This is a genomic window from Terrabacter sp. Root181, assembly GCF_001428505.1.
In the GTDB taxonomy this organism is placed as follows: domain Bacteria; phylum Actinomycetota; class Actinomycetes; order Actinomycetales; family Dermatophilaceae; genus Terrabacter.
Genome location: NZ_LMHU01000007.1, coordinates 382,344 through 406,008, shown reverse-complemented (window position 1 = coordinate 406,008; position 23,665 = coordinate 382,344). Strand labels below are relative to the sequence as shown.

The window sequence follows — 23,665 nt, the reverse complement described above, 5'->3', positions numbered from 1 at the left end:
CACCGTATCGGCCCGGGCGCGTCGCCCGCGGCACGTGCGCGCCGCCCCCACGACGTCGGATCGGGCACAAACGAGTGGCTCGTGGCGTTGGACGGATGGGACCATAGGGAGAACATGACGAGCAACCACACGAACCACCCCAGCGACACCGACCGCGCCACGCAGCGCGAGCGCGCCCTCTTCGCCACCCGCGCCGATGCGCTGGCCGAGGAGCTCCACGAGCCCGACGAGACGGCATACCCGCTCTACGACGGCGACCAGCTCGACCGTGAGGAGCGCGCCGCGCTCCGCCGCGTCCAGGGCCTCTCGACCGAGCTCGAGGACATCACCGAGGTCGAGTACCGCCAGCTGCGCCTCGAGCGCGTCGTGCTGGCCGGTGTCTGGACCGACGGCACCGCCGACGACGCCGAGAACTCCATCCGGGAGCTCGCGGCCCTCGCCGAGACCGCCGGTTCGACCGTGCTCGAGGGCGTCGTGCAGCGCCGCCAGAAGCCCGACCCCGCGACGTGGCTCGGCAAGGGCAAGGCCCTCGAGCTGCGCGACATCGTCGTCGAGGAGGGCGCCGACACCGTCATCTGCGACGGCGAGCTCGCCCCGAGCCAGCGCCGCGCCCTCGAGGACGTCGTCAAGGTCAAGGTCATCGACCGCACCGCCCTGATCCTCGACATCTTCGCCCAGCACGCCAAGAGCCGCGAGGGTCGCGCCCAGGTCGAGCTGGCCCAGCTCCAGTACCTCCTGCCGCGCCTGCGTGGCTGGGGTGAGTCGATGTCCCGTCAGGCCGGTGGCCGTGTCGCCGGCGGTGAGGGCATCGGATCCCGTGGACCCGGCGAGACGAAGATCGAGCTCGACCGTCGCCGCATCAACACGAAGATCGCCAAGCTGCGCCGCGACATCAAGGGCATGAAGACGAGCCGCGACACGCGCCGGCGCTCGCGACGCGCAGGCGGGGTCCCGTCCGTCGCCATCGCCGGCTACACCAACGCCGGCAAGAGCTCGCTGCTCAACCGCCTGACCGGCGCCGGCGTCCTCGTCGAGAACCAGCTCTTCGCGACCCTCGACCCGACCGTGCGTCGCACCGAGACCGAGGACGGGCGCGTCTACACGCTCGCCGACACGGTCGGCTTCGTGCGCAGCCTGCCGCACCAGCTCGTCGAGGCGTTCCGGTCGACGCTCGAGGAGGTCGGCGACTCCGACCTGCTCCTGCACGTCGTCGACGGTTCACACCCCGACCCCGAGGGCCAGATCTCCGCGGTGCGCGAGGTGCTGGCCGAGGTCGGCGGCGACCAGATCAAGGAGATCATCGTCGTCAACAAGGCCGACATCGCCGACCCCGAGGTGCTCGACCGGCTCCGACGCCACGAGAAGCACTGCATCACCGTCTCGGCGCGCACCGGCGCAGGGCTCGACGAGCTGCGTGCACTCATCGACCACGAGCTGCCCAAGCCCGACATCGAGGTCGACGTGCTCGTGCCCTACGACCGTGGCGACCTCATCTCGCGGCTGCACGAGGAGGGCGAGATCCTCGAGAGCGAGCACGTGGCCGAAGGGACCCGGCTGCGCGCGAAGGTCACGCCGAGCATGGAGCCCGACCTCGCCGCATACGCCGTCGTCGCCAGCTGAGCCGACATGCCGAAGGGCCCCCACCGAGGGGGCCCTTCGGCATGTCGGGCTCCGGGACGACCGGGGTCTCGGGGAGGATGAGGGGTATGGCCCTGGAGATCCCGTGCCCCTACTGCGGCACCCAGATGTATGCCGAGCAGGCGCACAACCGCTGCCCGACGTGCCTCTACATCGAGCCCTGCTGTGACGGCGCGCCCCTGGCCGCCTGCGAGACGCGCGCGTCCGAGCGACAGGCGCCGTGACGGCTCCCATCGACGAGGGGACCGTCTGGCTGACGACCGAGCGGCTCGTGCTGCGCCGGCCCCGCGCCGAGGACCTCGACGACTACGTCCGCCTCCACAGCGACCCGCGGACGTACGCGCACTCGCCGTCGAGCATGCCGAGTCCCGAGCGGTGCCGTGAGCGGCTCGAGGCCGACCTCGCCGACTGGGAGCGGGACGAGCTGGGGTATGCCGCTGTCGTCGACCGCGCGACTGGCGAGGTCATCGGGTGGGCGGGCTTGCGGCACAAGGACTCCGACAGCTCTTCCCTCAACATCTACTACCGGCTCGCGCACGACCGCCTGGGCGCGGGTCTCGGCCGGGAGATCTCGCGCGCCGTCGTCGCGTGGGGAGTCGAGCACCGCCCCGACGCGCTCGTGACGGCGATGGTCGACACGGTCAACACGGCGTCGATGCGCACTGCCGTGTCCGCGGGACTCGTCCAGGTCGGCTCGCGGCAGATGAAGGGCGAGCCGGACAGCGAGCCGATGCCGTACTTCGAGGCGCCGAGCGTCGCATCCGTGCCTCGTGAGGCAGCGATCGCCGAGCTCCGGGAGGCCGTCGTCGACCTCTGGGTGCGCGTCAACGACGCCGGTGGCTCGGTCGGCTTCCTGCCGGGGGCGGCCCGGCGCGACGTGGCGGCCGCGCTCGACCGGCACCTCGACGACGTCCACGAGCGGCGCTCGCTGCTCTGTGTGCTCAGGGAGCCCGACGGGCCCCTGCTCGGCCTCGGCTTCTGGGAGCACTCGAGAGGCTTTCCCTACGACCACGTCGCCGGGCTGAAGCGCCTCATGGTCGACCCGGCCGCCCAGGGCCGCAACCTCGGGCGCCTCCTCCTCGGCGGCATGGTCGGCATCGCCCGGCGCGAGCTGCCGTGGGTCGAGCTGCTGCGCCTCGACTACCGCGACGGTCTCGGGCTGGGCGACTTCTACGCCCGGTCGGGCTGGACCGAGGTCGGTCGGGTGCCACGCGGACTCCGCCTCAGCGCGAACGACTACCGCGACGACGTCGCGATGGCCCGCCGCGTCGACGGCACCCCGCTGCACTGATCCGGACGGCCTACCGTCCCCGACGGCGTCCCGTCCGGGACGGCGCCTTCCGGCCGGCGACGAGGTCAGGACAGGCCAGTGACCGAGCCGTCCTCGGTGATGTCGATGCGTTCGGCGTTGGGCGATGTGGGCAGGCCCGGCATCGTCCGCATGTCGCCGCAGATCGCGTAGACGTAGCCGGCTCCGACCGCGGCCCTGACCTCGCGGACGGGCATCCGCCACCCGCGCGGCGCGCCTCGCAGGGCCGGGTCCGACGAGATCGAGAGGTGGGTCTTGGCGATGACGACGGGAAGCCCGCCGTAGCCGAGCCGCTCGTAGTCCTTGAGCGCTCGCGCCGCGGCCGGGCTGACGTCGATGCCGTCGGCGCCGTAGATCTGCGTGGCGATCGCCTCGATCTTCTGCTCGAGCGGCAGGTCGAGGGGATAGAGGAACTCGAAGCTCGTCGGCTCGTGGGCAGCCTCGATGACGACCTGGGCGAGCTCGAGCGCTCCCGTGCCGCCCTCCGCGACGTGGCGCGTCACCGCTGAACGCACGCCGAGGGTGTTGCAGTAGCGGCGGATGACGGCGTGCTCCGAGTCGTGGTCGTCGGGGAAGGCGTTGATGGCGACGACGGGCTGCACGCCGAAGCGCCGCACGATCTCGATGTGCTTGCGCAGGTTGGGCAGCCCGGCCTCCACGTCCTTCGGGCTCTCCTTGAGCAGGCCTGCGGGTAGAGGCTTCCCGGCCTTGACGGCATACCGTCCCGAGTGGGTCTTGAGGGCCCGGACCGTGGCCACGATGACGGCGACGTCGGGCTTGAGCCCGCTGACGCGGCACTTGACGTCGAAGAAGCGCTCGGCTCCCATGTCGGCCCCGAACCCCGCCTCGGTGATGGCGTAGTCGCTGCCGCGCATCGCGATGAGGTCGGCCGTGACGGACGACGTGCCGGTGGCGATGTTGCCGAAGGGGCCGCAGTGGATGATCGCCGGGCCGCCCTCGAGGGTCTGCAGCAGGTTGGGCTTGAGGGCGTCCGCCAGCAGGGCCGTCATCGCCCCGGCTGCGTGCAGGTCGTCCGCGGTCACGCTCTTGCCCTCGGTCGTGTAGCCGACGACGATCCGACCGAGCCGCTCGCGCAGGTCACGCCGCGACGTGGCGAGGGTCAGCAGCACCATGACCTCGCTCGCCGCGGTGATGTCGAACCCCGTCTCGCGGGCCATTCCGTCCTGGCGCGCCCCGAGGCCGATGACGACGTTGCGCAGGGCGCGGTCGTTGACGTCGAGGACCCGTCGCCACGTGATGTTGCGGACGTCGAAGCCGAGCGCGTTGCCGTGGTGCAGGTGGTTGTCGATCATCGCGGCGAGCAGGTTGTGGGCCGACGTGACGGCGTGGAAGTCGCCCGTCAGGTGCAGGTTGAGTCGCTCCATCGGCACGACCTGGCTGTAGCCGCCGCCGGCGGCTCCGCCCTTGATGCCGAAGGTCGGTCCCATCGACGGCTGGCGCAGGGCGACGACGGCACGCTTGTCGAGTCGCTGGAGCGCCTGGGCGAGTCCGACCGCGGTCGTCGTCTTGCCCTCGCCGAGGGGGGTCGGGGTGATCGCGGTGACGACGACGTACTTCGCGTCGGGCTGCCGACGGGGCTCGTCGAGGACCGCGAGGTCGATCTTGGCGACGTCACGTCCCCACGGTTCGAGGTGGTCGGGGGTGACTCCGAGGTCGGCGGCGACGTCGACGAGCGGACGCAGGGTCGCCGCGTTCGCGATGTCGAGGTCGGCGGGCAGGGGTGCGCTCATACCTCGATACAACTCCGGTGTCGCCGCCCGCACAACGAAATGGCCTCGTCCGCGAGGTGAGTTGCGTCCCACCGTCGGACGGACGCTGCCTCGTCGAGGGTCAGGCTGCCGGGGTCCAGCGGGGGTCGCGTCCCAGGTAGCGCAGCAGTTGGTCGAGGGCGCCGCCCTCGTCGCCGGGGAGTGCTGCAGCGTAGGCGAACCCGCGCAGTGGCTCGACGATCTCGACGGCCACGGCGTGCAGCTGCTCCGCCAGCTCCTCGCTGACGGGTGACGGCTGCCCTGTCGCGGCCGCGACGTCCCAGGCGTGCACGGCGGCGTCCAGGGCACAGGCCCCGACGGCGACCGTCGCGGTGAGCGGCCCCTGCGGCAGGGGCACGGGGACGGCGACGTCGTCGGCGCCGACCCGGGAGAAGGCGAGCCGGGCCGCCGCGAGGGGGTGGTCGAGGAGGTCCATGGCGTCCCCGTCGAGGGTGCCCGTGGGGGAGAAGGGGTCGTATGCCGGGAAGCCGCCGTCGCCGAGCACCGCGGCGTAGGCCTGCTGGTCGCCGGCGGCGTGCTGGAGCACCTGCGCCGCGGTCCATTCGGCACACGGGGTGGGGAGGCGCCACTGGTCGGCGCGCACCGCGGCGACGGTGTCGCGCAGGGCGGAGTGCGCGGCGTCGAGCATCGTCCAGGAGGTCGGTGCCGTGTCCATGGGGCCACTCTTTCTATCGGAATGATCTGTTCCGAAAAGGTTAACGGAATGGATCGTTCCGATCAAGTGCTACCGTCGGTCCATGACGAGTGACGGCCTGCAGGACGCCGCCGCCGGCGCAGGGTCGCCCCGTCCGCGGCGGGGTCGGCAGGCCGAGGCTGCCCGCAACGACGAGGCGATCCTCGACGCGGCGCGCGCGGTGTTGCTGCGCGACCCCGCCGCCCCCATGGCCGCGGTCGCGCAGGCCGCGGGGGTCGGCGTCGGCGGCCTCTACCGTCGGTATGCCAGCCGTGACGAGCTCCTCCAGCGCGTCTGCGGTGACGGGCTCCGGCGCTTCGTCGAGCTGGCCGAGGCGGCGCTCGCCGACGACGGCGACCCCTGGTCCTCCTTCGAGATCTTCCTACGCCGCGTCGTCGACGCCGACGTCCATGCCCTCACGGTGCGGCTCGCCGGGACCTTCAGGTCGACCGACGACCTGCGCGACCTCGCAGTCCGCGGGGGGACTCTCGTCGACGCCCTGGTGCGCCAGGCCCGGACAGCCGGCCGGCTGCGACCCGACGTCGAGCCGAGCGACGTCCCCATGATCCTCGAGCAGCTCACGGCGGTGCGCGTCGACGATCCCGAGCGGACCGGCGCCCTCCGGCGTCGCTACCTCGGCCTGCACCTCGACGCGTTGCGCACGGCTGCACCCACCGGGCTCGACGCGTCTGCGCCGACGGGATCCGAGCTGGGGGAGCGCTGGGCGCGAAGCCACTGAACCGCCGCCGGGACCGCTCTGCGACATGCGTTCTCCACGCCGACCACGATCGGCCTACCGCGGCGCGCCGACAGGCGGGGGACGGGTGGCACGAGTGGTCACCCCGGCGGCATACGCTGATCCAATGCCTCAGCGACCCGCCGCGCTCGACGACCTCCTCCACGCCGCGGTCTCGGGTGTCGGCGGGGCCGAGCGGCCCGGCCAGGTCGAGATGGCCAAGGCCGTCGCCCACGCCATCGACGAGGGCGAGCACCTGCTCGTCCAGGCGGGCACGGGCACCGGCAAGTCGCTCGCCTACCTCGTGCCCGCGGTGGCCCATGCCTTCGAGGCCGGCAAGCCGGCGGTCGTCGCCACGGCGACCCTTGCCCTGCAGGCACAGATCGTCGACCGCGACATGCCACGCGTCGCCGACGCGCTCGCCCCGGTCCTCGGGCGGCGTCCGACGTACGCACTCGTCAAGGGGCGCCGCAACTACGTGTGCCTCAACAAGCTCGAGGGCGGCTTCCCCGACGACGAGGACGGCCTGCTGTCGGTGGGCCAGGTCGACGCCGCGGTGGGGCGCCTCGGCCAGGAGGTCGTCCGACTGCGGGAGTGGGCGGGTGCCACCGACTCCGGCGACCGCGACGAGCTCGTCCCCGGCGTCTCCGAGCGCGCGTGGCGACAGGTCTCGGTCTCGGCCCACGAGTGCATGGGCGGCAAGTGCCCTCTCGTCGCCGAGTGCTTCGTCGAGCGCGCCCGCGAGGCCGCCAAGGACGTCGACGTCATCGTCACGAACCACTCCTTCATGGCCATCGACTCCTTCGAGGGGCGACAGATGCTCCCCGAGCACGACGTGCTCGTCGTCGACGAGGCCCACGAGCTCGTCGACCGCGTCACCGCGACGATCACCGACGAGCTGACCGGCACCATGGTCATGACGGCCGCCAAGAAGGCCGGCCGGATGTCCGAGAACACCGCCGCCCTCGACGAGGCGGGGGAGATGCTCGCGCTCGCGCTCGAGCCCCTCGAGGAGGGGCGGATGCTCGGCGTCCCGGACTCGGTCGGCATGGCCCTGGCGCGGGTGCGCGACACGGCCCGCACCGTCCAGAGCGACCTCAAGCCGCCGGCCGGGCAGGAGGCCGACGGCGCCCGCCAGGTCGCCCGCGCCGCCGTCGACGAGATCCACGAGAACGCCGAGCGCATCCTCGAGGAGCGCGAGCTCGACGTCGTGTGGCTGAGCCGCGACCAGCGCCGCGGGCCCGTGCTGCGCGTCGCCCCGATGAGTGTGGCCATGCTCGTGCGCGACAAGGTCTTCGAGGAGCGCACCGTCGTCCTCACGTCCGCCACCCTCGAGCTCGGCGGCACCTTCGACGCCGTGGCCGGCACCATCGGGCTGCGCGGTGACGGTGCCCCGAGGTGGCAGGGCCTCGACGTCGGCAGTCCCTTCGACTACCCCAGGCAGGCGATCGCCTACGTCGCCGCCCACCTGCCGCCGCCCGGTCGCGACGGTGCCGGCGACGACACGCTCGACGAGATCGAGCAGCTCGTTCGGGCCGCCGGCGGACGCACCCTCGGGCTCTTCTCGTCGATGCGCGCCGCGCAGACGGCTGCCGAGGTCATGCGGGCGCGTTTCGGTGACGACATCCCCGTCCTGTGCCAGGGCGAGGACCAGATCACGACGCTCGTGCGCCAGTTCGCGCGCGACCCGCGCACGTGCCTCTTCGGCACGCTCACCCTCTGGCAGGGCGTCGACGTGCCCGGCTCGTCGTGCCAGCTCGTCATCATCGACCGCATCCCGTTCCCGCGACCCGACGACCCCCTCGCGTCGGCCCGGTCGCAGGCCATCGCGCGGATGGGCGGCAACGGCTTCATGGCGGTGTCGGCGACCCACGCCGCACTTCGTCTCGCCCAGGGCGCCGGACGTCTCGTGCGCCGCGCCGACGACCGTGGCGTCGTGGCCTTCCTCGACTCCCGGATGATGACGGCGAGGTATGCCGGCTTCCTCCAGCGCTCGCTGCCGCCCTTCTACCCGACGACCGACAAGACGATGGTGCTCGCGGCGCTCGCCCGCCTCGACGCCACGGCCCCGCCGCCGGTGGCCGTCGAGGAGCCGGCACTGCGCTCGCTCACCGGGGCCCGTGCCGACGCCGACGGCACGGAGCACCCGAGGCCGGTCGCGGTGCCGCCCCCGGCCCCGGTCTCCTCCCGCAGCGCGGTCACGTCGGGGCACGCTTGGACCGACGAGCAGGACGAGGAGCTGCGTGACGCGGCCGAGGCCGGCATGCAGCTCGACGAGCTCGTCGACCACTTCGAGCTGCCCGAGCAGACGATCGCGGCCAGGGTCGAGCAGCTCGGGCTGACCATCGCCTCGGGCGCGCTCTTCGACTGACGCGGGCGCCGCCCCATTCCCACAACACACCGAGCAGGTCACAACACCCCAGCATCCGATCCCGGGGCGTTGTGACCTGCTCGGTGTGTTTGCGGCGGGACGGCGGGGCCGGGAGGGCTGGGACGCGCGCGCGGCCGCGGACCGGCTGTCGCACCGGCATGGCAGAGTTGAGGCCATGACCGACCCGGCCGCTCCGCCCTTCGTGCTCGTGACCGGCCCGGAGGGCGTCCTCGTCGAGCGCGCCGTCGCCGGCGTCCTCGCCGGCTCCAAGGAGGCCGACGCCGAGGTCATCCGCATCGACGCCGCGACCTACGAGTCCGGGGCCCTGCAGATGCACGCGAGCCCCTCCCTGTTCGGCGGCGCCAAGACGATCGTCGTGCGCGACCTCCACGAGTCGCCCGACGAGCTCCAGCTCGACCTGCTCTCGCTCCTCGCAGCGCCCGACCCCGACGTCGGCCTCGTCGTCGCCCACGGGGGCGGGATGAAGGGCAAGAAGGTCCTCGACACGATGAGGAAGGCGGGGGCGCGGGTCATCGAGTGCCCGGCCATCAAGACCGACCGTGACAAGACCGACTTCGTGATGAAGGAGTTCTCGGCGGCCCGGCGCAAGATCACGAGCGAGGGCGTGCGCGCCCTCATCGAGGCTGTCGGCAAGGACGTCCGCGAGCTCGCCGCCGCCTGCTCGCAGCTCGTCTCCGACACCGAGGGCACTGTCGACGACGCGGTCGTCGACACCTACCACGGGGGCAAGGTGGAGGCCACCGGCTTCCGGGTCGCAGACGCGACGATCGCCGGGCATTCGGGGGAGGCGCTGCGTCTGCTCCGCCACGCCATCGCGACCGGCGTCGACCCTGTCCCGATCGTCGCCGTCATCGCCTCGCAGCTGCGCCAGCTCATCAAGGTCGGTGCGGCGGGCCGGGGCAGCTCGGCCCAGCTCGCCAAGAGCCTCGGCATGGCGCCGTGGCAGATCGACAAGGCCCGACGCGCCGTCGGTCACTGGAGCCCCGACGGTCTCGCCGTCGCCGTCCAGGCCGTGGCCGCCGCGGACTTCGAGGTCAAGGGCGGCGGACGCGACCCCGTGTATGCCGTCGAGCGGGCCATCCTGACCATCTCCCGGGCGCGGGCCGCTCGCTGAGGCGACGCCATGCGGGCCTCCGCGCGGGCCGGGCCCCACGGCATACGGCCGGTTTGGTCGAGCGCACCGGCCGCTGGTAACTTTGACCCTTGCGTGCGCGCTCAGGTCGTGCGCGCATGCATGCACCACCCAGAGCCGCTCACGCAGGGTGTCCCCACGCCCGGTCCCGAGCAGCTTTGCCGCCCTCTAACGGCAACCATCCGACCGAACGAAAGAAACCATCAACGTGGCAAACATCAAGTCGCAGCTCAAGCGCATCAAGACGAACGCGACGCGCACCGAGCGCAACAAGGCCGTCAAGAGCGAGCTTCGCACGTGGGTCCGCAAGGTCCGCGAGGCCTCGGCCTCCGGCGACAAGGACGCTGCTGCCGAGGCCCTCAAGACCGCCTCGAAGAAGCTCGACAAGGCTGTCAGCAAGGGTGTCATCCACCAGAACCAGGCCGCCAACAAGAAGTCGGCCATGGCGAAGAAGGTCGCGTCGCTCTGACGCACCACCCTCACGTGTGAACGGGCCCGTCACCTCGTGGTGACGGGCCCGATCTGCGTCTCAGCGCTGGTGGTGGGCGCGCGCGGCGGCCACGACGTCGTCGTAGCGGTCACGGGGGAGCACGGCGCCCTCGCGCCGCACCCCGTCCGGGTCCACCCGGACGAGCCGGTTGACCCGGACCTCGCTCGGCCGTCCACGCCCGTCCCAGGCGCCGGAGCCGACGTCGACCCACTCCCGGCCCGACCGCCGCTCCTGCTGCTCGTCGCGGTCGTGGTCCTTGCTCGTCAGGGGCAGCCCCACGAGCCAGTCGCCGTCGTGACCGACGATGAGGACCGGGCGGTCCTTGCCCTGGCTGTGGTCCTCCTCGTAGGGCACCCACGTCCAGACGATCTCACCGGGGTCGGGCCGACCGTCGGGACGCGGCGCATACGTCGTGTCCGGCAGGCGGGTCGCGTCACCCGGGTAGGGCTTCGCCGCACCGGGAACGGTCGCAGGGGCGCCCGGCCGCCCTGCCGGGCGGGCCGCGCTGCGGCCGGCCGGCGGACGAGGGCGGGTCGAGGAGGACGGGCCGCGCACGAGACCGCGGAGGCGGCCCAGGAGTCGGTCGAAGGTGCTGGACATGGGAATCACCGTAGCCGCGCCACCGTTACCGTTGACGTCCGAGACCGGGTCGACGGCGATCCGCACCACGCCACCTCGGTGCACCGCATCCGGACGCCGACGAACCCCGAACCCGGAGAACCCCTGTGAGTCCCGCCGCACGTCGCACGACCCTCGCCATCCTCGCCATCGCCGTCGGCGGATTCGCGATCGGCACGACGGAGTTCGTGACGATGGGCCTGCTGCCGCAGATCGCGGCGGGCACCGGCGTGGACATCGCGACCTCGGGCCACTACGTCTCCGCGTACGCGCTGGGCGTCGTCGTCGGCGCCCCGCTCATCGCGGTCGCCTTCGCCAAGGCACCACGCAAGGGCCTGCTCATGGGGCTCATGGCCTTCTTCGCCGTCGCCCACCTCGCGATCCTCGCGGCCGACACCTACCCGACGGTCATGGCGGCCCGCTTCCTCGCAGGCATGCCGCACGGCGCCTTCTTCGGCATCGGCTCGGTGGTCGCCGCGTCCCTCGTGTCGCACCACCGGCGCACCGCGGCCGTCGCCGCCATCCTCGGTGGGCTGGGCGTCGCGAACGTCGTCGGAGTGCCCCTCGCGACCCTGCTCGGCCAGCGCTTCTCGTGGCACCTGCCCTACGTGCTCGTCGGCGTCATCGCGGCGCTGACCGTCGTGGCCATCGCGATCTTCCTGCCACACCTGCCCCCGAGCGGCGAGGAGTCCATGCGGGCCGAGATGCAGGCGCTGCGCCGCGTCCAGGTCTGGCTCGCGCTCCTCATCGGCGTCGTCGGCTTCGGCGGGATGTTCGCGATGTACTCCTTCATCACGCCGACCATGACCGAGCTCACCGGGCTCGACGAGCGCTACATCCCGTGGGTGCTCGCGGCCTACGGCATCGGCATGGTCGCGGGCATGGTGCTGAGCGGGCGCGTCGCCAACCGCGTCGGAGTGCTCAACGGCATCATCGGTGCGCTGGGTGCGATCGCCGTGCTCCTCGCCGTGTTCGGCTGGGCTGCCCAGACCCTCTGGCTCGCCGTCGTCATGGTCTTCGTGCTCGGGCTGTTGCCCTCGATCGTCGTGCCGCTGCTCCAGACGCGCCTCATGGACGTCGCGCACGAGGGGCAGTCCCTTGCGGCCGCCCTCAACCACTCGACGCTCAACACCGCCAACGCCCTCGGTGCCTGGCTCGGCTCGATCGTCCTCGCGGCGGGCTGGGGCTACGGCGCCCCGAGCCTCGTCGGCGCGGTGCTCGCCGTCCTCGGTGTCGGAGTCGCGGTGCTGTCAGCCGTGCTGGAGCGCCGCTCACGTGCCGCGACGAGCACCTCCGAGCGTCAGTCCGAGGTGGCGGTCGTCGCCTCGGCCACGACGAACGCCTGACGCCTGGACGAGCGCTCGTGCGAGGGGGACGGGCAGGTCACTCGAGCCACTCGGTGACGAAGCGGTCGTTGGCGTGGATGTGCACGGCCTCGTAGCCGTCGGGCCCGGTGCGGAAGCGGTGCGGGGTCTCGGCCGGCACGACGAGCACCTGCCCGGCGTGCGCCACGACCTCGTCCGTCCCCACCGTGAAGGTCGCGGAGCCGCGCCGGATGACGAAGGTCTCGGCGTAGGGGTGCCGGTGCAGGCGGGGTCCGACCCCTTCCTCCGTCGTCGACTCGAGGATGATGCTGATGCCGGCCCCGCCGGGCAGCTCCTCGTGGTTCTCCGTCCACTCCTCGCCGTCCTCGCGGCCGTCGGCCCGGCTGATCACGGTCTCCATCGCTCGTCCTCTCGGCTCGGGAGCGGCACGGCCGCGGGCGCGGTCGCGTCGGGGTAGGGCGCGGTGGCGCCGTCGCCCTCGGACTCACGTCGAACGGGGGTCGCGTCGTTCGACAGGGCGCCGACCGGCACCGCCTGGGTCACCGTCCTTTCCGGCGCGGCCTGGGGGAGCGTTGTCGGGATGAAGCCGACCATCGCCGGCAGGGCGTAGGCGCCGGGCACCGCAGGTGCGCCCCACAGCCACGGCTCCTTCGGGCGCCAGAGCAGCCGGCCGGGGCGGCGGCGGTCGCGCAGCGCGTGCATGCGCCACAGCAGCACCGGGTGGCTCGCCGAGGCGTTCGTGACCCAGACGAAGAAGCCCGGCTCGGTGACGGCCCGGTCGGCCATGGCGTCGACGTCGACCGACCGGCCGAGGTATTTGCCTCCGGCCAGGGTGGCCATGGCCGAGCGGGCGCCCTGCGGCGCGAGCGCGTGGCCGTAGTTGTCGGCGGTGTACTCCTGAGCCCGGCTCAGGGTCGAGCCGACGAGCGGGATCCACTGCGAGGCGAACGTGCCGAGGATGCGCCAGTAGCTGACGTGGCCGGCGGCGATGTGCCCGACCTCGTGGGCGATGACGAAGCGGAGGGCATCCGGCTCACGGGCGGCGCCACCCACTTCGAGCAGGTCGCTGTTGATGAAGACGAAGCGCCGGAACCCGTGCCCGGAGGCCGCCGCGTTGATGACGCCGTTCCCCAGCACGACGTACGCATCGGGCACGTAGGAGAGCCCGGACCGCCCCGCGGCGTCGACGAGCATGGCGTACGCCTCGGGGAACTGCTCCGGGGTCAGCTTGATGCCGGTGAGCCGCTGCTGCGCCCACAGCTGCCCTCGGGCGAACCAGACGAGCAGCGGTGCGAAGATCAGCGCGAGTGCATAGACGTCGGGCGCGCGCTGCTCGTCGATGGCGGTCGACACCTCGGCGATGGCCGCGAGCAGCAGCAGGAGCGAGGCGATGATCGCGACGACGAGCGAGACGATCTCCCTCGGGTGCCGCACGTAGCGGCGCAGTGTCAGGTGCGACCCGGGGGCCACGGGCAGGACCTGCATCGGTTGGGCGCGCATGGCCGCCATTGTGCGTCACGAGGCCGGTCGGTGGTGGGCGCGGCCCGCGAGCGCGTGAGCGCCGGACCCCCAAAGCATGGGACACTGTGCTGGCTGCGGCGGCGCCCCGAGCGACTCGAGCCCGAGCGACTCGAGCGCCGCGCGCCCACCGACCAGCTCCATCCCCGTCACCTGACTCTGCGAGGTTCGTCCCACGTGTCGCCCATGGCCCGCTCCGCGTTGGCACCCAACGCAACGCCGCCGGACCTGATCCGCAACTTCTGCATCATCGCGCACATCGACCACGGCAAGTCCACGCTGGCCGACCGCATGCTGCAGCTGACCGGTGTCGTCGACTCACGCGCCATGCGGGCGCAGTACCTCGACCGCATGGACATCGAGCGCGAGCGTGGCATCACGATCAAGAGCCAGGCCGTCCGCATGCCGTGGGAGCTCGACGGCACGACGTACGCCCTCAACATGATCGACACCCCGGGCCACGTCGACTTCACCTACGAGGTGTCCCGCTCGCTCGCCGCCTGCGAGGGCGCGGTGCTCCTCGTCGACGCAGCCCAGGGCATCGAGGCGCAGACCCTCGCGAACCTCTACCTCGCGATGGAGAACGACCTCTCGATCATCCCGGTCCTCAACAAGATCGACCTGCCGGCGGCCCAGCCCGAGAAGTACGCCGAGGAGATGGCCAAGCTCATCGGCTGCGAGCCCGACGACTGCCTCAGGGTCTCGGGCAAGACCGGGGCCGGCGTCGAGCCGCTACTCGACAAGATCGTCCGCACGCTGCCGGCTCCCGTCGGCGACCCCGACGCCCCGGCGCGCGCGATGATCTTCGACTCGGTCTACGACACCTACCGCGGCGTCGTGACCTACGTCCGCGTCGTCGACGGCAACCTCAGCCCGCGCGAGAAGATCGTCATGATGTCGACCCGGGCGACCCACGAGCTCCTCGAGATCGGCGTCATCAGCCCCGAGCCGGTGCCCGGCAAGGGTCTCGGCGTCGGCGAGGTGGGCTACCTCATCACCGGCGTCAAGGACGTGCGACAGTCGCGCGTCGGCGACACCGTGACCAACGCGAGCAAGCCCGCCTCCAAGGACCTCGGCGGCTACCGCGACCCGAAGCCTATGGTCTTCTCCGGTCTGTATCCCATCGACGGCTCGGACTACCCCGACCTGCGCGACGCCCTCGACAGGCTCAAGCTCAACGACGCCGCGCTCGTCTACGAGCCCGAGACGTCGGCGGCTCTCGGTTTCGGCTTCCGCGTCGGCTTCCTCGGCCTGCTGCACCTCGAGATCGTCCGCGAGCGGCTCGAGCGCGAGTTCGACCTCGACCTCATCTCGACCCAGCCCAACGTCGTCTACGACGTGACCATGGACGACGGCAAGGCCGTCCACGTGACCAACCCGAGCGAGTACCCCGACGGCAAGATCCGGGAGGTCAGCGAGCCGATCGTGCGCGCCACGATCCTGGCTCCGTCGGAGTTCGTCGGCGCGATCATGGAGCTGTGCCAGCAGAAGCGCGGCAACCTGCGCGGCATGGACTACCTCTCCGAGGACCGCGTCGAGATGCGCTACACGCTGCCGCTCGCCGAGATCGTCTTCGACTTCTTCGACCAGCTGAAGTCACGCACGCGCGGCTACGCCTCGCTCGACTACGAGCCCGACGGCGAGCAGGTCGCCGACCTCGTCAAGGTCGAGATCCTGCTCCAGGGCGAGACGGTCGACGCCTTCTCGGCCATCGTCCACAAGGACAAGGCCTACGCCTACGGCGTCATGATGGCGAGCAAGCTCAAGGACCTCATCCCGCGCCAGCAGTTCGAGGTCCCGATCCAGGCGGCCATCGGCTCGCGCATCATCGCCCGCGAGAACATCCGCGCCATCCGCAAGGACGTGCTCGCCAAGTGCTACGGCGGCGACATCAGCCGCAAGCGCAAGCTCCTCGAGAAGCAGAAGGAGGGCAAGAAGCGCATGAAGATGGTCGGACGGGTCGAGGTGCCGCAGGAGGCCTTCGTCGCTGCCCTCTCGAGCGACGGCGACAAGGGCGACAAGAAGAAGTAGGCCCACCGCGGCCGCCCGGCCCGAGGCCGGGCGGCACCCGACGGGACGTCGACGACCGGTCTCAGGGCCCGAGGAGCTTGCGGCGCAGCCGCTCCGTGTCGGCCGCGGTCCAGCCGTGCTCGTCGAGCCAACCGAGCGGACCGCCGTAGCGCTCGTCGAGCGCAGCGAGCAGCAACCGCATCGTGTCGGTGGTCGGCGACTGCTGGGCCACCGTCTTGTCCTTGAGGTTCGCGGCGTACGCGTCCTTGGCGCGCAGCCGCTCCATGATCGCCGCGACGCGCTCGGCCGACGCCGCGTAGTCGGCGACCACGAGGTCGTCCGGCACCCCGACGACCTTGAGGGCGAGGCCCACGACCGTGCCCGTGCGGTCCTTGCCGGCGGCGCAGTGGACGATGGCCGCGCCCTCGCTCGAGGCGATGGCGTGCAGCGCCGCCACCACCGAGTCGGGGCGGCTCGCGAGGTAGCTGAGGTAGTGCTCCGACCAGAACTGGTCGTGGCTGGGGCGGTGGCCGCCGTTGCGCTCGGCGGCCTCGGCCGCTGCGGCGTCGCGGCGCTCGTCGGTCTCCCACGGCAGGGCGCGCTCGGCTGCCGGGATGCCCGACTCGGTCGTGTCCTCCCGGTAGAGCGTGTGGTGGTGATGACGTATGCCGTCCAGCGCGCGGAGGGGGCCGTCGCCCTCCTTGGCGACCTCGACGTCGGTGCGCAGGTCCACGACGTCGCTCACGCCGTAGCGGGTGACGAGGACCTCGACGGAGCCGGGCGTGAGGTCCTGGAGGTTGTCGGAACGCAGCAGCTGGCGAGGGCGGACGGTGTCGCCGCCGACGGTCACCATCCCTCCGAGGTCACGCATGTTGACGACGCCGTCGAGCTCGATCCAGTTGGGGCTGTACACCCTTGCACCATATGCGACGGCGGAAAACGAGTTGCACCGGTCTGCCCACCGTCAGATATCTTGATATCGAGAGATATGTGGACGAGGAGAGAGCGCATGACGTCGACGACGACCCCACCGCTGACGCACCGGGGCATCCCCGTGGGCCGCGACCTGCGCATCCTCGCGCTGGGCTCGTTCGCCAACCGTTTCGGCGCCGGGGCCGTCCTCACCACGAGCGCGCTCTACTTCACGCGCCAGGTCGGCTTCAGCGCCACCGAGGTCGCCCTCGCGATGTCGGTGTCGGCCGTGGTCGGCATCGTCGTCCAGGTGCCCGCGGGTCACCTCGGCGACACCCGCGGCCCGCGCCAGGTGCTCACCGGCTTCATGGTCGGGGCGGCCGTGTTCAGTGCGCCACCGGTCCTGGCGACGACCCCGTGGATGCTGGCGCTCCTGCTCGGGGTGCTCGCGTTCTTCGAGCGCGGGGCCGGCGCGGTGAACCAGGGCGTCGTCGCCCAGCTCGCGACGGGTGGGCGGGGTGTGCTCTTCAAGGCCTACCTCAGGGCCGTGACGAACACCGCGCTCGGCCTCGGGTCGGTCTTCGGCGGCGCCGCGCTCATCATCGACGAGAGGTGGGCGTACGTCACCGTGTTCGTCATCAACGCGATCTTCACGGCGTTCGCTGCCTGGAACTCGACGCGGCTGCCGGAGCTCGCGCCGCATGCGCGGGCCGCCGGCGAGCCGCGCCTCGGGGTCATCCGGGACTGGCCCTACGTCGTCATCACCATCATCACGGGGCTCTTCTCGCTGCACTTCTTCGTCATGGAGCTCGGCCTGGCCCTCTACGTCTCCGCCCACACGACGGCGCCCACCGCCATGGTCGCCGTCCTGCTCATCATCAACACGGCCGCCGTCGCACTCTTCCAGGTGCGGCTCTCGCGCCGGGCCGACTCGGTCGTGGCCGGCGCCAGGGCGCTGGTGCGCGGGGCCTGGTGGATCGCGGCCGGCTTCGCGATCGTCGCCCTCGCCGACCGGGGCGACGTGTGGCTCGCGATCGCGGCGCTCGTCGCCGGGTCCCTCGTGCACGTCGTCGGCGAGATGATCGGGTCCGGTGGACAGTGGGGGCTGCAGATGGGACTCGCTCCGCACGAGCGGCAGGGGCAGTACCAAGGCTTCGCCGGCCTCGGCTTCAGCGTGCTCGCCGTCGTCGCCCCTCCGGTCGTCACCTACCTCTGCGTCGACCTCGGCGAGACGGGCTGGTTCATCCTGGCGGCCTTCATGGTCGTCATCGCCCTCGTGTCGGTGCCGGCGGCGCGCTGGGCCCTGGACTCGCGGGCCCGGTACGGAGTCACGACGCACTCGGGCTGAACAGCTTTGGACCGCCCCGGCAACCTACGCGATCCTGTGCGACGTCGTCCCCGTGGCGTGCTTGGATGTCCCCTGTGCCAGCCACGCGCCTGCCGGACGACGAACCGGTCGACCCTGTCGTGGAGGAGTCCGCCATGAGCCCGGCGAGCGAGCTCGTCCGGCGCGCCGACCAGCAGCGCTGGGCCGACGTCCGTCCGCACCTCGCCGCCATGGAGGTCGTCGTCGACGCCCTGCAGGGACGTGACGACGCGGCGGTTCTCGTCGTCGGCGGACCCGATGCCGCGCCGTGGTCGACCGTCCTGCAGGCACAGTGGCCGGCGTCGCGCGTCTCGACCGTGCAGCTGCCGGACGACGCCTCGGCCACCCATGCGCGGCTCACCGTCGAGGGCCCGTTCGACCTCGTCGTCGATGCCTCCGACGAGAACGGCAACGACCAGGCCCTCCTCTTCCAGCGGGTGTTCATGCACCTGCGCGCCGGCGGCCAGTACGTCGCCCGGCGCCTCGTCCCGCACCCGCTCGGGGACGACGCCGCACCCACCCCGCGCTCGGGAGAGACCCTGGCGCAGCGGCAGGTGGCCTCGGTGACGGCATCGGCGGGCGGCACGCGCATCGCGGTCGACGACGCCCTGCCCAACGAGAACCTGCCGCCGGACGCGCCCTACGCCGGTGACCTGTGGGGTCTGGTCGCTGCGGCACAGGAGGCTCGCATCCGGGACTTCCGCGACCACCGGGCCGACGCGGCCGCCTACCGGGACGTCGAGGGGCTCGGCCGCTCGCTCGAGCAGGTCCACGTCCACAGCAAGGTGCTGCGCCTCGTCAACGGCGTGCGTGTCGCCCCGAAGCTGCGCGAGGAGGAGGTCGACACCGTCCTCGCGGGCCGGCCTGAGCTCGGGCAGCGGCTCGACGCCCTGCCGGCGGTCACGTGGACCGCGACGTGCGCCTACGACGTCAACCGGGTGGCCGACCCGTACGTCCAGTCGCGGCTGACCGTGCCCGAGATGGTGCTGCGGCGCTACGACGCCCCGACCTGCTCACGCGGACAGATCGTGACCCGCGACGACGTCCTCTTCCCCGAGACCTTCCGGCAGAACTGGATGGAGCGGATCGCCAACGTCTACGTCGTCGAGCGCGCACCCCGCTTCGGGACGGTGCGCCGCGACATCAGCACGCCTGACGAGCTGCCCGGGGCGTGGTTCCACCTCGACAGCGAGTGGCCCGGGCACTTCGGCCATCTCATGACCGAACAGCTGAGCCGCCTCTGGGCCTGGGACCGCGTCCGTGAGCTCGAGCCGGACGTCAAGGTGCTGATGACGCTGCAGCACGACCGCGAGCCGGCCGTGCTCGCCCCCTTCGAGATCGACATCCTCGGGGCGTTCGGCATCGCCCCCGACGACGTCCACGTCTTCACGGCGCCGTGCCGGCCCGAGCGCCTCTACACCTCGACGGGCATGTTCTCGCTGCCCCGCTACATCCATCCCGGGATGGCGAGCATCTGGGACCGTGTCGGCGACCACGTCGTGCAGCGCGCCGAGCGGCGCCGGCGTCCCGACCGGATCTTCGTGTCGCGGCGACCGTCCCTCAAGCGGTCGTGCCACAACGTCGACGAGGTCGAGGCGTTCTTCGCAGGGCGCGGGTTCGAGGTCGTGCACCCCGAGGACCATCCGCTCGCCGAGCAGGTGGCACTCTTCCGCGCCGCCGGGACGATCGCGGGATTCGCCGGCAGCGGCCTCTTCTCGCTGGCCTTCTGCAAGGCGCCGAAGCGCGTCTTCGCGCTCGGGCCCGATGCCTACACAGCCCGCAACGAGTACCTCATCTCCGCCCTGCGCGGCCACGACCTGACGGCCGTGCGCAGCCGTTCCGACCTCGAGCACCCCGAGGGGTCGTGGACGCAGCAGGCCTTCGCGTCGAGCTTCACCGTCGACCTCGACGACGAGGGGCGCTTCCTCGCCGAGCGCCTCGACCGCCTCGACCGCTGAGGCGCCGGGTCATCGCCCGATGATGTCGACGGAGAGCACGCTGATCGACTGGAAGGGCGGTCCGTCCGGTCGGGTGTCCTCGCCGCCGCGGCTCGCGATCCCTTCGACGACCTCCCGCCCCGACGTCACCGTCCCGATGCGCGAGTAGACGGGCGCGCCGGGCGGCACCGTGAAGTCCCGGTGGACGACGAAGAACTCGCCCGCGGTGCCGGGGAACCCGTCACCCCGGGCCATCCCCACGTCGCCGACGCGGTAGGTGCGGTCCGCAGGGACGTTCTCGAGGGGCAGGTCGTAGCCGGGGTCGGCCGTGCTGCGTCCCGTCGGGTCACCGCACTGGAGGAAGGCCGTCGGAGCCTGGCGTGAGGTCAGCCGGTGGCAGACGCTGTCGTTCCAGTAGCCGGCCCGGGCCAGCGTGACGAAGGACGCGACGCTCCGGGGCGCCCGCGCTCCATCGAGCCGGAGGGTCAGGCTGCCGCACGTCGTGCGCACGACGGCAGACCAGGACGCGCCCTGCGCGACGGACGCGTCCGGGGCGGTCGTGAAGGTCGGGTAGCCCGTCGGCGGTGCGGGTGGCGGTGAGCAGGTGGGGGCGGCGACGGGGGCCGGTGAGGACGTCGAGGCGACGGGTCTGCCGCCCTCGACGAACACGTTGACCGCGACCAGGGACACGGCGATGACGAGGCAGAGCACGGCGACGCCGAGGAGGATGCGGGCGGTCCTCCGTCGTGGCGACGGCCTCTCGGGCATGACCGCAGCGTACGACCGGGGGAGTGGACGGCACACACCTCCCGGGCTGGGACAATGGGCGTATGCCGCCCTCCGCCCTCCCCGACGGCGACCCCGCTCCCAGCACGGGTGAGCTTCCTGCCGCGGCCCTGGCCGATCTCGCGAGCACCGACCTCGGTGTCTACGTGCACGTCCCGTTCTGCACCGTGCGCTGCGGCTACTGCGACTTCAACACGTACACGCTGACCGAGCTCGGCGGCCCCGGCGCGAGCATCGGCATCGACACCTATGCCGACGCCGCGGTGCGCGAGCTCGACATCGCGCGATCCGTGCTCGGCGACGAAGCGCCGCCGGTGTCAACGGTCTTCGTCGGTGGCGGAACCCCGACGATGCTGAGGTCGGGCGACCTCGTGACGGTGCTGGACGGCATACGGGAGCGTTTCGGGCTGGCGTCCGACGCGGAGGTCACGACCGAGGCCAACCCCGACTCCGTGACGCCCGAGTCGCTGCGCGAGCTCGCCGTCGGTGGCTTCACGCGCGTCTCGGTCGGCATGCAGTCGTCGGTGCCCCACGTGCTGCGCACGCTCGAGCGCACCCACGACCCCGAGAACGTCGCCCGCGCCGTCGCGGCCACGAGAGACGCCGGCATGCAGGTGAGCGTCGACCTCATCTACGGCACGCCGGGGGAGTCGCTCGACGACTGGCGTCGCAGCCTCGAGGCCGCCGTCGCGCTCGAGCCCGACCACGTCTCGGCCTACGCACTCGTCGTCGAGGACGGCACCAAGCTCGCGGCCCAGGTGCGCCGCGGCGTCGTTCCCGCGCCGGAGGACGACGACGAGGCCGACAAGTACGAGCTCGCCGACCAACTGCTCTCGGCTGCCGGGTTCGGCTGGTACGAGGTCAGCAACTGGGCCCGCTCGGAGCGGACCCGCTGCCGCCACAACGTCGCCTACTGGTCCGGCACCAACTGGTGGGGCGTCGGTCCGGGCGCGCACAGCCACGTCGGCGGCGTCCGCTGGTGGAACGTCAAGCACCCCAGCGCGTATGCCGCTCGGCTGGGCGCGGGGGAGTCGCCCGCCCAGGCCCGCGAGACCCTCAGCGAGGACCAGCGCTACGACGAGCGTGTGCTGCTCGGCACACGCCTGGTCGCGGGACTGCGGGTCGGCGATCTGCGAGGATCAGGACGCACCGCCGTCGCCGGCCTCGTCGCCGACGGCCTGCTCGACGGCGCAGCCGCCGTGCGGGACTCCCGTCTCGTGCTGACGCGGCGCGGGCGCCTGCTCGCTGACACCGTGGTGCACCGGCTCCTCGCCTCCTGAGGGGTCTGACCGAGGAAGGGCCCCCATGAGCGAGACCGTTTCGACGACGAGTGCCGGTGACGAGGCGCACCAGGAGCCCGGAGCGAGCCGCGGGGTCGTGTCACAGGCGGCCGAGGTGGTCGCCACCGCCCGCCGTGCGTTCGACGAGGGGGTGACCAAGCCGCGCGAGTGGCGCGTCGCCCAGCTGCGGGCGCTGCGCTCGCTGCTCGTCGACCACGAGGACGAGCTCGCCGCGGCCCTGCACGCCGACCTCGGCAGGAGCGCCACGGAGGCCTGGGTCACCGAGACGGGGTTCGTCGTCCGCGAGATCGACCACACCCTGCGCCACCTGCGCGCGTGGACCGCTCCGCGCCGGGTGAGGGTGCCGCTCTCGCTCGCCCCGGGGCGGGCCAAGGTGGTGCGGGAGCCGCTCGGCGTCGTTCTCGTCATCGCCCCGTGGAACTACCCGGTGCAGCTCTGTCTCGCACCGCTCGTCGGCGCGCTCGCCGCCGGGAACGCCGTCGTCATCAAGCCGAGCGAGGTGGCCCCGGCGACGTCACAGGTGCTCGGGCGCCTGCTGCCCGAGCACCTCGACGCGTCGGCGGTGCACGTCGTCGAGGGAGCGGTCCCGGAGACGACGGCACTGCTCGCCGAGCGGTTCGACCACATCTTCTACACGGGCAACGGGACGGTCGGTCGTGTCGTCCTCGAGGCCGCCGCGCGACACCTGACGCCGGTGACGCTCGAGCTCGGTGGCAAGTCGCCGGCCTATGTCGCGGACGACGCCGACCTCGAGGTGACGGCGCGCCGTCTCGTGTGGGGCAAGTTCACCAACGCCGGCCAGACCTGTGTGGCGCCCGACTACGTCCTGGCGAGCCGGGCGACCCTTGACGCCCTCAAGCCCCTTCTCGTGCAAGCGATCCAGGAGGCCTTCGGCGACGACCCGGCGGCCTCGGCCGACTACGGGCGCATCGTCGACCGTCGCCACTTCGAGCGGCTCACCGCCCTGGTCGACCCGGCGCGGGTCGTCACCGGTGGTCGGTCCGACGCGTCCTCTCGCTACCTCGAGCCGACGGTCGTCGAGGTCGCCGACGCGGACGACCCTCGCGAGCTCGTCATGGGCGAGGAGATCTTCGGGCCCGTCCTGCCCCTCGTCGCGGTCGAGGGGCTCGACGCGGCCGTCGGCGTCGTCAACCGCCGCGACAAGCCGCTCGCCCTCTACGTCTTCACGACGTCGGACGAGGTGCGTGAGCGCTTCATGCGCGACACGTCGTCGGGTGCGCTCGGCTTCAACATCCCGCTCGCCCACCTCGCCGTCCCGGGGCTGCCCTTCGGCGGGGTCGGGGCGAGTGGCATGGGCGCCTACCACGGGGAGCGCTCGGTGGCGCTCTTCTCGCACGACAAGGCCGTGCTCTCGATGCCGACGCGACCGGACACGACCGTGTGGGTGCGTCCACCGTTCACCTCGCTCAAGGAGCAGGTCATCGCCCGCGTGGCCTTCCCGGGGCGCCGGCGGCCAGGGGGCCGGTCGTGACCTCGCCTGGACGGTGAATGACAGCCGTGTCATTAACACAGGTGTGGCTGGAGGTCACTTAGGTCTCTCGCGTGTCGCATGGGATTTCTGGGAAACCAGTCATCGCGTGGCCCGATTGTCCTAGATTGCCGAGTGCACCCTCGGCGACCACGGGAGACACCTATGCCACGCGCGCGCGACCTCCTGGCCGAGCCCCGTCCCGCCGGACCACGTCCCCTCACCGCGCGGCCGTCACGGCCG

General features: G+C 72.0%; 20 protein-coding genes. 13 read left to right on the top strand and 7 right to left on the bottom strand.

What is annotated here, in order from left to right; all coding sequences use genetic code 11:
• Nucleotides 1–114 precede the first annotated feature (114 nt).
• From hflX to ASD90_RS16080, 3 genes are all read left to right on the top strand, one after another.
• Complete coding sequence (gene hflX / locus ASD90_RS16090) at nucleotides 115–1,620, top strand: GTPase HflX (RefSeq protein WP_056758717.1); 1,506 nt, start codon at nucleotides 115–117, stop codon at nucleotides 1,618–1,620.
• Between the two features lie 86 nt (nucleotides 1,621–1,706).
• The gene (locus ASD90_RS16085; RefSeq protein WP_157623205.1) at nucleotides 1,707–1,862 is read left to right on the top strand and encodes a hypothetical protein; all 156 of its coding nucleotides are present in this window, start codon (nucleotides 1,707–1,709) and stop codon (nucleotides 1,860–1,862) included.
• On the top strand, nucleotides 1,859–2,929 hold the full coding sequence (locus ASD90_RS16080; RefSeq protein ID WP_056758712.1) for a GNAT family N-acetyltransferase: 1,071 nt from the start codon (nucleotides 1,859–1,861) through the stop codon (nucleotides 2,927–2,929). The genes ASD90_RS16085 and ASD90_RS16080 overlap by 4 nt, the downstream gene beginning before the upstream one ends.
• A gap of 65 nt (nucleotides 2,930–2,994) precedes the next feature.
• Here ASD90_RS16080 and ASD90_RS16075 read toward each other — a convergent pair whose 3' ends face one another.
• Nucleotides 2,995–4,698 carry a formate--tetrahydrofolate ligase gene (locus ASD90_RS16075; RefSeq protein ID WP_056758709.1) on the bottom strand — a complete coding sequence of 568 codons (1,704 nt, stop codon included), beginning with the start codon at nucleotides 4,696–4,698 and terminating at the stop codon, nucleotides 2,995–2,997.
• Nucleotides 4,699–4,798: 100 nt separating this feature from the next.
• A complete protein-coding gene (locus ASD90_RS16070; protein ID WP_056758706.1) occupies nucleotides 4,799–5,392 on the bottom strand; it encodes a TIGR03086 family metal-binding protein in 594 nt (197 codons plus the stop codon).
• 82 nt (nucleotides 5,393–5,474) lie between these two features.
• On the opposite strand from ASD90_RS16070, the gene ASD90_RS16065 reads away from it, so the two are divergent.
• The 4 genes from ASD90_RS16065 to rpsT all read left to right on the top strand — a co-directional run bounded on the left by ASD90_RS16065 (nucleotide 5,475) and on the right by rpsT (nucleotide 10,139).
• The gene (locus ASD90_RS16065; RefSeq protein ID WP_056758703.1) at nucleotides 5,475–6,149 is read left to right on the top strand and encodes a TetR family transcriptional regulator; all 675 of its coding nucleotides are present in this window, start codon (nucleotides 5,475–5,477) and stop codon (nucleotides 6,147–6,149) included.
• A 124-nt stretch (nucleotides 6,150–6,273) separates the two neighbouring features.
• A complete protein-coding gene (locus ASD90_RS16060) occupies nucleotides 6,274–8,517 on the top strand; it encodes an ATP-dependent DNA helicase (protein WP_056758700.1) in 2,244 nt (747 codons plus the stop codon).
• 175 nt (nucleotides 8,518–8,692) lie between these two features.
• Nucleotides 8,693–9,652, top strand: coding sequence for a DNA polymerase III subunit delta (gene holA, locus ASD90_RS16055; protein WP_056758697.1), 960 nt, complete (start codon nucleotides 8,693–8,695; stop codon nucleotides 9,650–9,652).
• A gap of 226 nt (nucleotides 9,653–9,878) precedes the next feature.
• Nucleotides 9,879–10,139 carry a 30S ribosomal protein S20 gene (rpsT, locus tag ASD90_RS16050; protein WP_056758695.1) on the top strand — a complete coding sequence of 87 codons (261 nt, stop codon included), beginning with the start codon at nucleotides 9,879–9,881 and terminating at the stop codon, nucleotides 10,137–10,139.
• A 60-nt stretch (nucleotides 10,140–10,199) separates the two neighbouring features.
• Here rpsT and ASD90_RS16045 read toward each other — a convergent pair whose 3' ends face one another.
• Nucleotides 10,200–10,760, bottom strand: a complete 561-nt coding sequence (locus ASD90_RS16045; protein WP_056758973.1) for a type II toxin-antitoxin system PemK/MazF family toxin — start codon at nucleotides 10,758–10,760, stop codon at nucleotides 10,200–10,202.
• 125 nt (nucleotides 10,761–10,885) lie between these two features.
• On the opposite strand from ASD90_RS16045, the gene ASD90_RS16040 reads away from it, so the two are divergent.
• The gene (locus ASD90_RS16040) at nucleotides 10,886–12,124 is read left to right on the top strand and encodes an MFS transporter (RefSeq protein WP_056758692.1); all 1,239 of its coding nucleotides are present in this window, start codon (nucleotides 10,886–10,888) and stop codon (nucleotides 12,122–12,124) included.
• A gap of 37 nt (nucleotides 12,125–12,161) precedes the next feature.
• Here ASD90_RS16040 and ASD90_RS16035 read toward each other — a convergent pair whose 3' ends face one another.
• Nucleotides 12,162–12,503, bottom strand: coding sequence for a cupin domain-containing protein (locus ASD90_RS16035; protein ID WP_056758689.1), 342 nt, complete (start codon nucleotides 12,501–12,503; stop codon nucleotides 12,162–12,164).
• The gene (locus ASD90_RS16030; protein WP_235506693.1) at nucleotides 12,491–13,603 is read right to left on the bottom strand and encodes a M48 family metallopeptidase; all 1,113 of its coding nucleotides are present in this window, start codon (nucleotides 13,601–13,603) and stop codon (nucleotides 12,491–12,493) included. The genes ASD90_RS16035 and ASD90_RS16030 overlap by 13 nt, the downstream gene beginning before the upstream one ends.
• Nucleotides 13,604–13,807: 204 nt before the next feature.
• On the opposite strand from ASD90_RS16030, the gene lepA reads away from it, so the two are divergent.
• On the top strand, nucleotides 13,808–15,652 hold the full coding sequence (lepA, locus tag ASD90_RS16025; protein ID WP_056758683.1) for a translation elongation factor 4: 1,845 nt from the start codon (nucleotides 13,808–13,810) through the stop codon (nucleotides 15,650–15,652).
• Between the two features lie 61 nt (nucleotides 15,653–15,713).
• Here lepA and ASD90_RS16020 read toward each other — a convergent pair whose 3' ends face one another.
• Nucleotides 15,714–16,544, bottom strand: a complete 831-nt coding sequence (locus ASD90_RS16020) for a tyrosine-protein phosphatase (RefSeq protein WP_056758680.1) — start codon at nucleotides 16,542–16,544, stop codon at nucleotides 15,714–15,716.
• A gap of 96 nt (nucleotides 16,545–16,640) precedes the next feature.
• Here ASD90_RS16020 and ASD90_RS16015 point away from each other — a divergent pair, with 96 nt between their 5' ends.
• Together ASD90_RS16015 and ASD90_RS16010 are read left to right on the top strand one after the other, a co-directional pair.
• The gene (locus ASD90_RS16015; RefSeq protein ID WP_056758677.1) at nucleotides 16,641–17,891 is read left to right on the top strand and encodes an MFS transporter; all 1,251 of its coding nucleotides are present in this window, start codon (nucleotides 16,641–16,643) and stop codon (nucleotides 17,889–17,891) included.
• A 134-nt stretch (nucleotides 17,892–18,025) separates the two neighbouring features.
• The gene (locus ASD90_RS16010; protein WP_157623204.1) at nucleotides 18,026–19,867 is read left to right on the top strand and encodes a DUF563 domain-containing protein; all 1,842 of its coding nucleotides are present in this window, start codon (nucleotides 18,026–18,028) and stop codon (nucleotides 19,865–19,867) included.
• A gap of 9 nt (nucleotides 19,868–19,876) precedes the next feature.
• Here the strand turns inward: ASD90_RS16010 and ASD90_RS16005 are convergent, their stop codons facing one another.
• Nucleotides 19,877–20,614: a peptidylprolyl isomerase gene (locus tag ASD90_RS16005; protein WP_056758672.1), complete on the bottom strand. Its 738-nt coding sequence runs from the start codon at nucleotides 20,612–20,614 to the stop codon at nucleotides 19,877–19,879.
• Nucleotides 20,615–20,676: 62 nt separating this feature from the next.
• On the opposite strand from ASD90_RS16005, the gene hemW reads away from it, so the two are divergent.
• Nucleotides 20,677–21,912 carry a radical SAM family heme chaperone HemW gene (gene hemW / locus ASD90_RS16000; protein ID WP_056758668.1) on the top strand — a complete coding sequence of 412 codons (1,236 nt, stop codon included), beginning with the start codon at nucleotides 20,677–20,679 and terminating at the stop codon, nucleotides 21,910–21,912.
• 25 nt (nucleotides 21,913–21,937) lie between these two features.
• A complete protein-coding gene (locus ASD90_RS15995; protein ID WP_056758666.1) occupies nucleotides 21,938–23,425 on the top strand; it encodes an aldehyde dehydrogenase family protein in 1,488 nt (495 codons plus the stop codon).
• Nucleotides 23,426–23,665 lie beyond the last annotated feature (240 nt).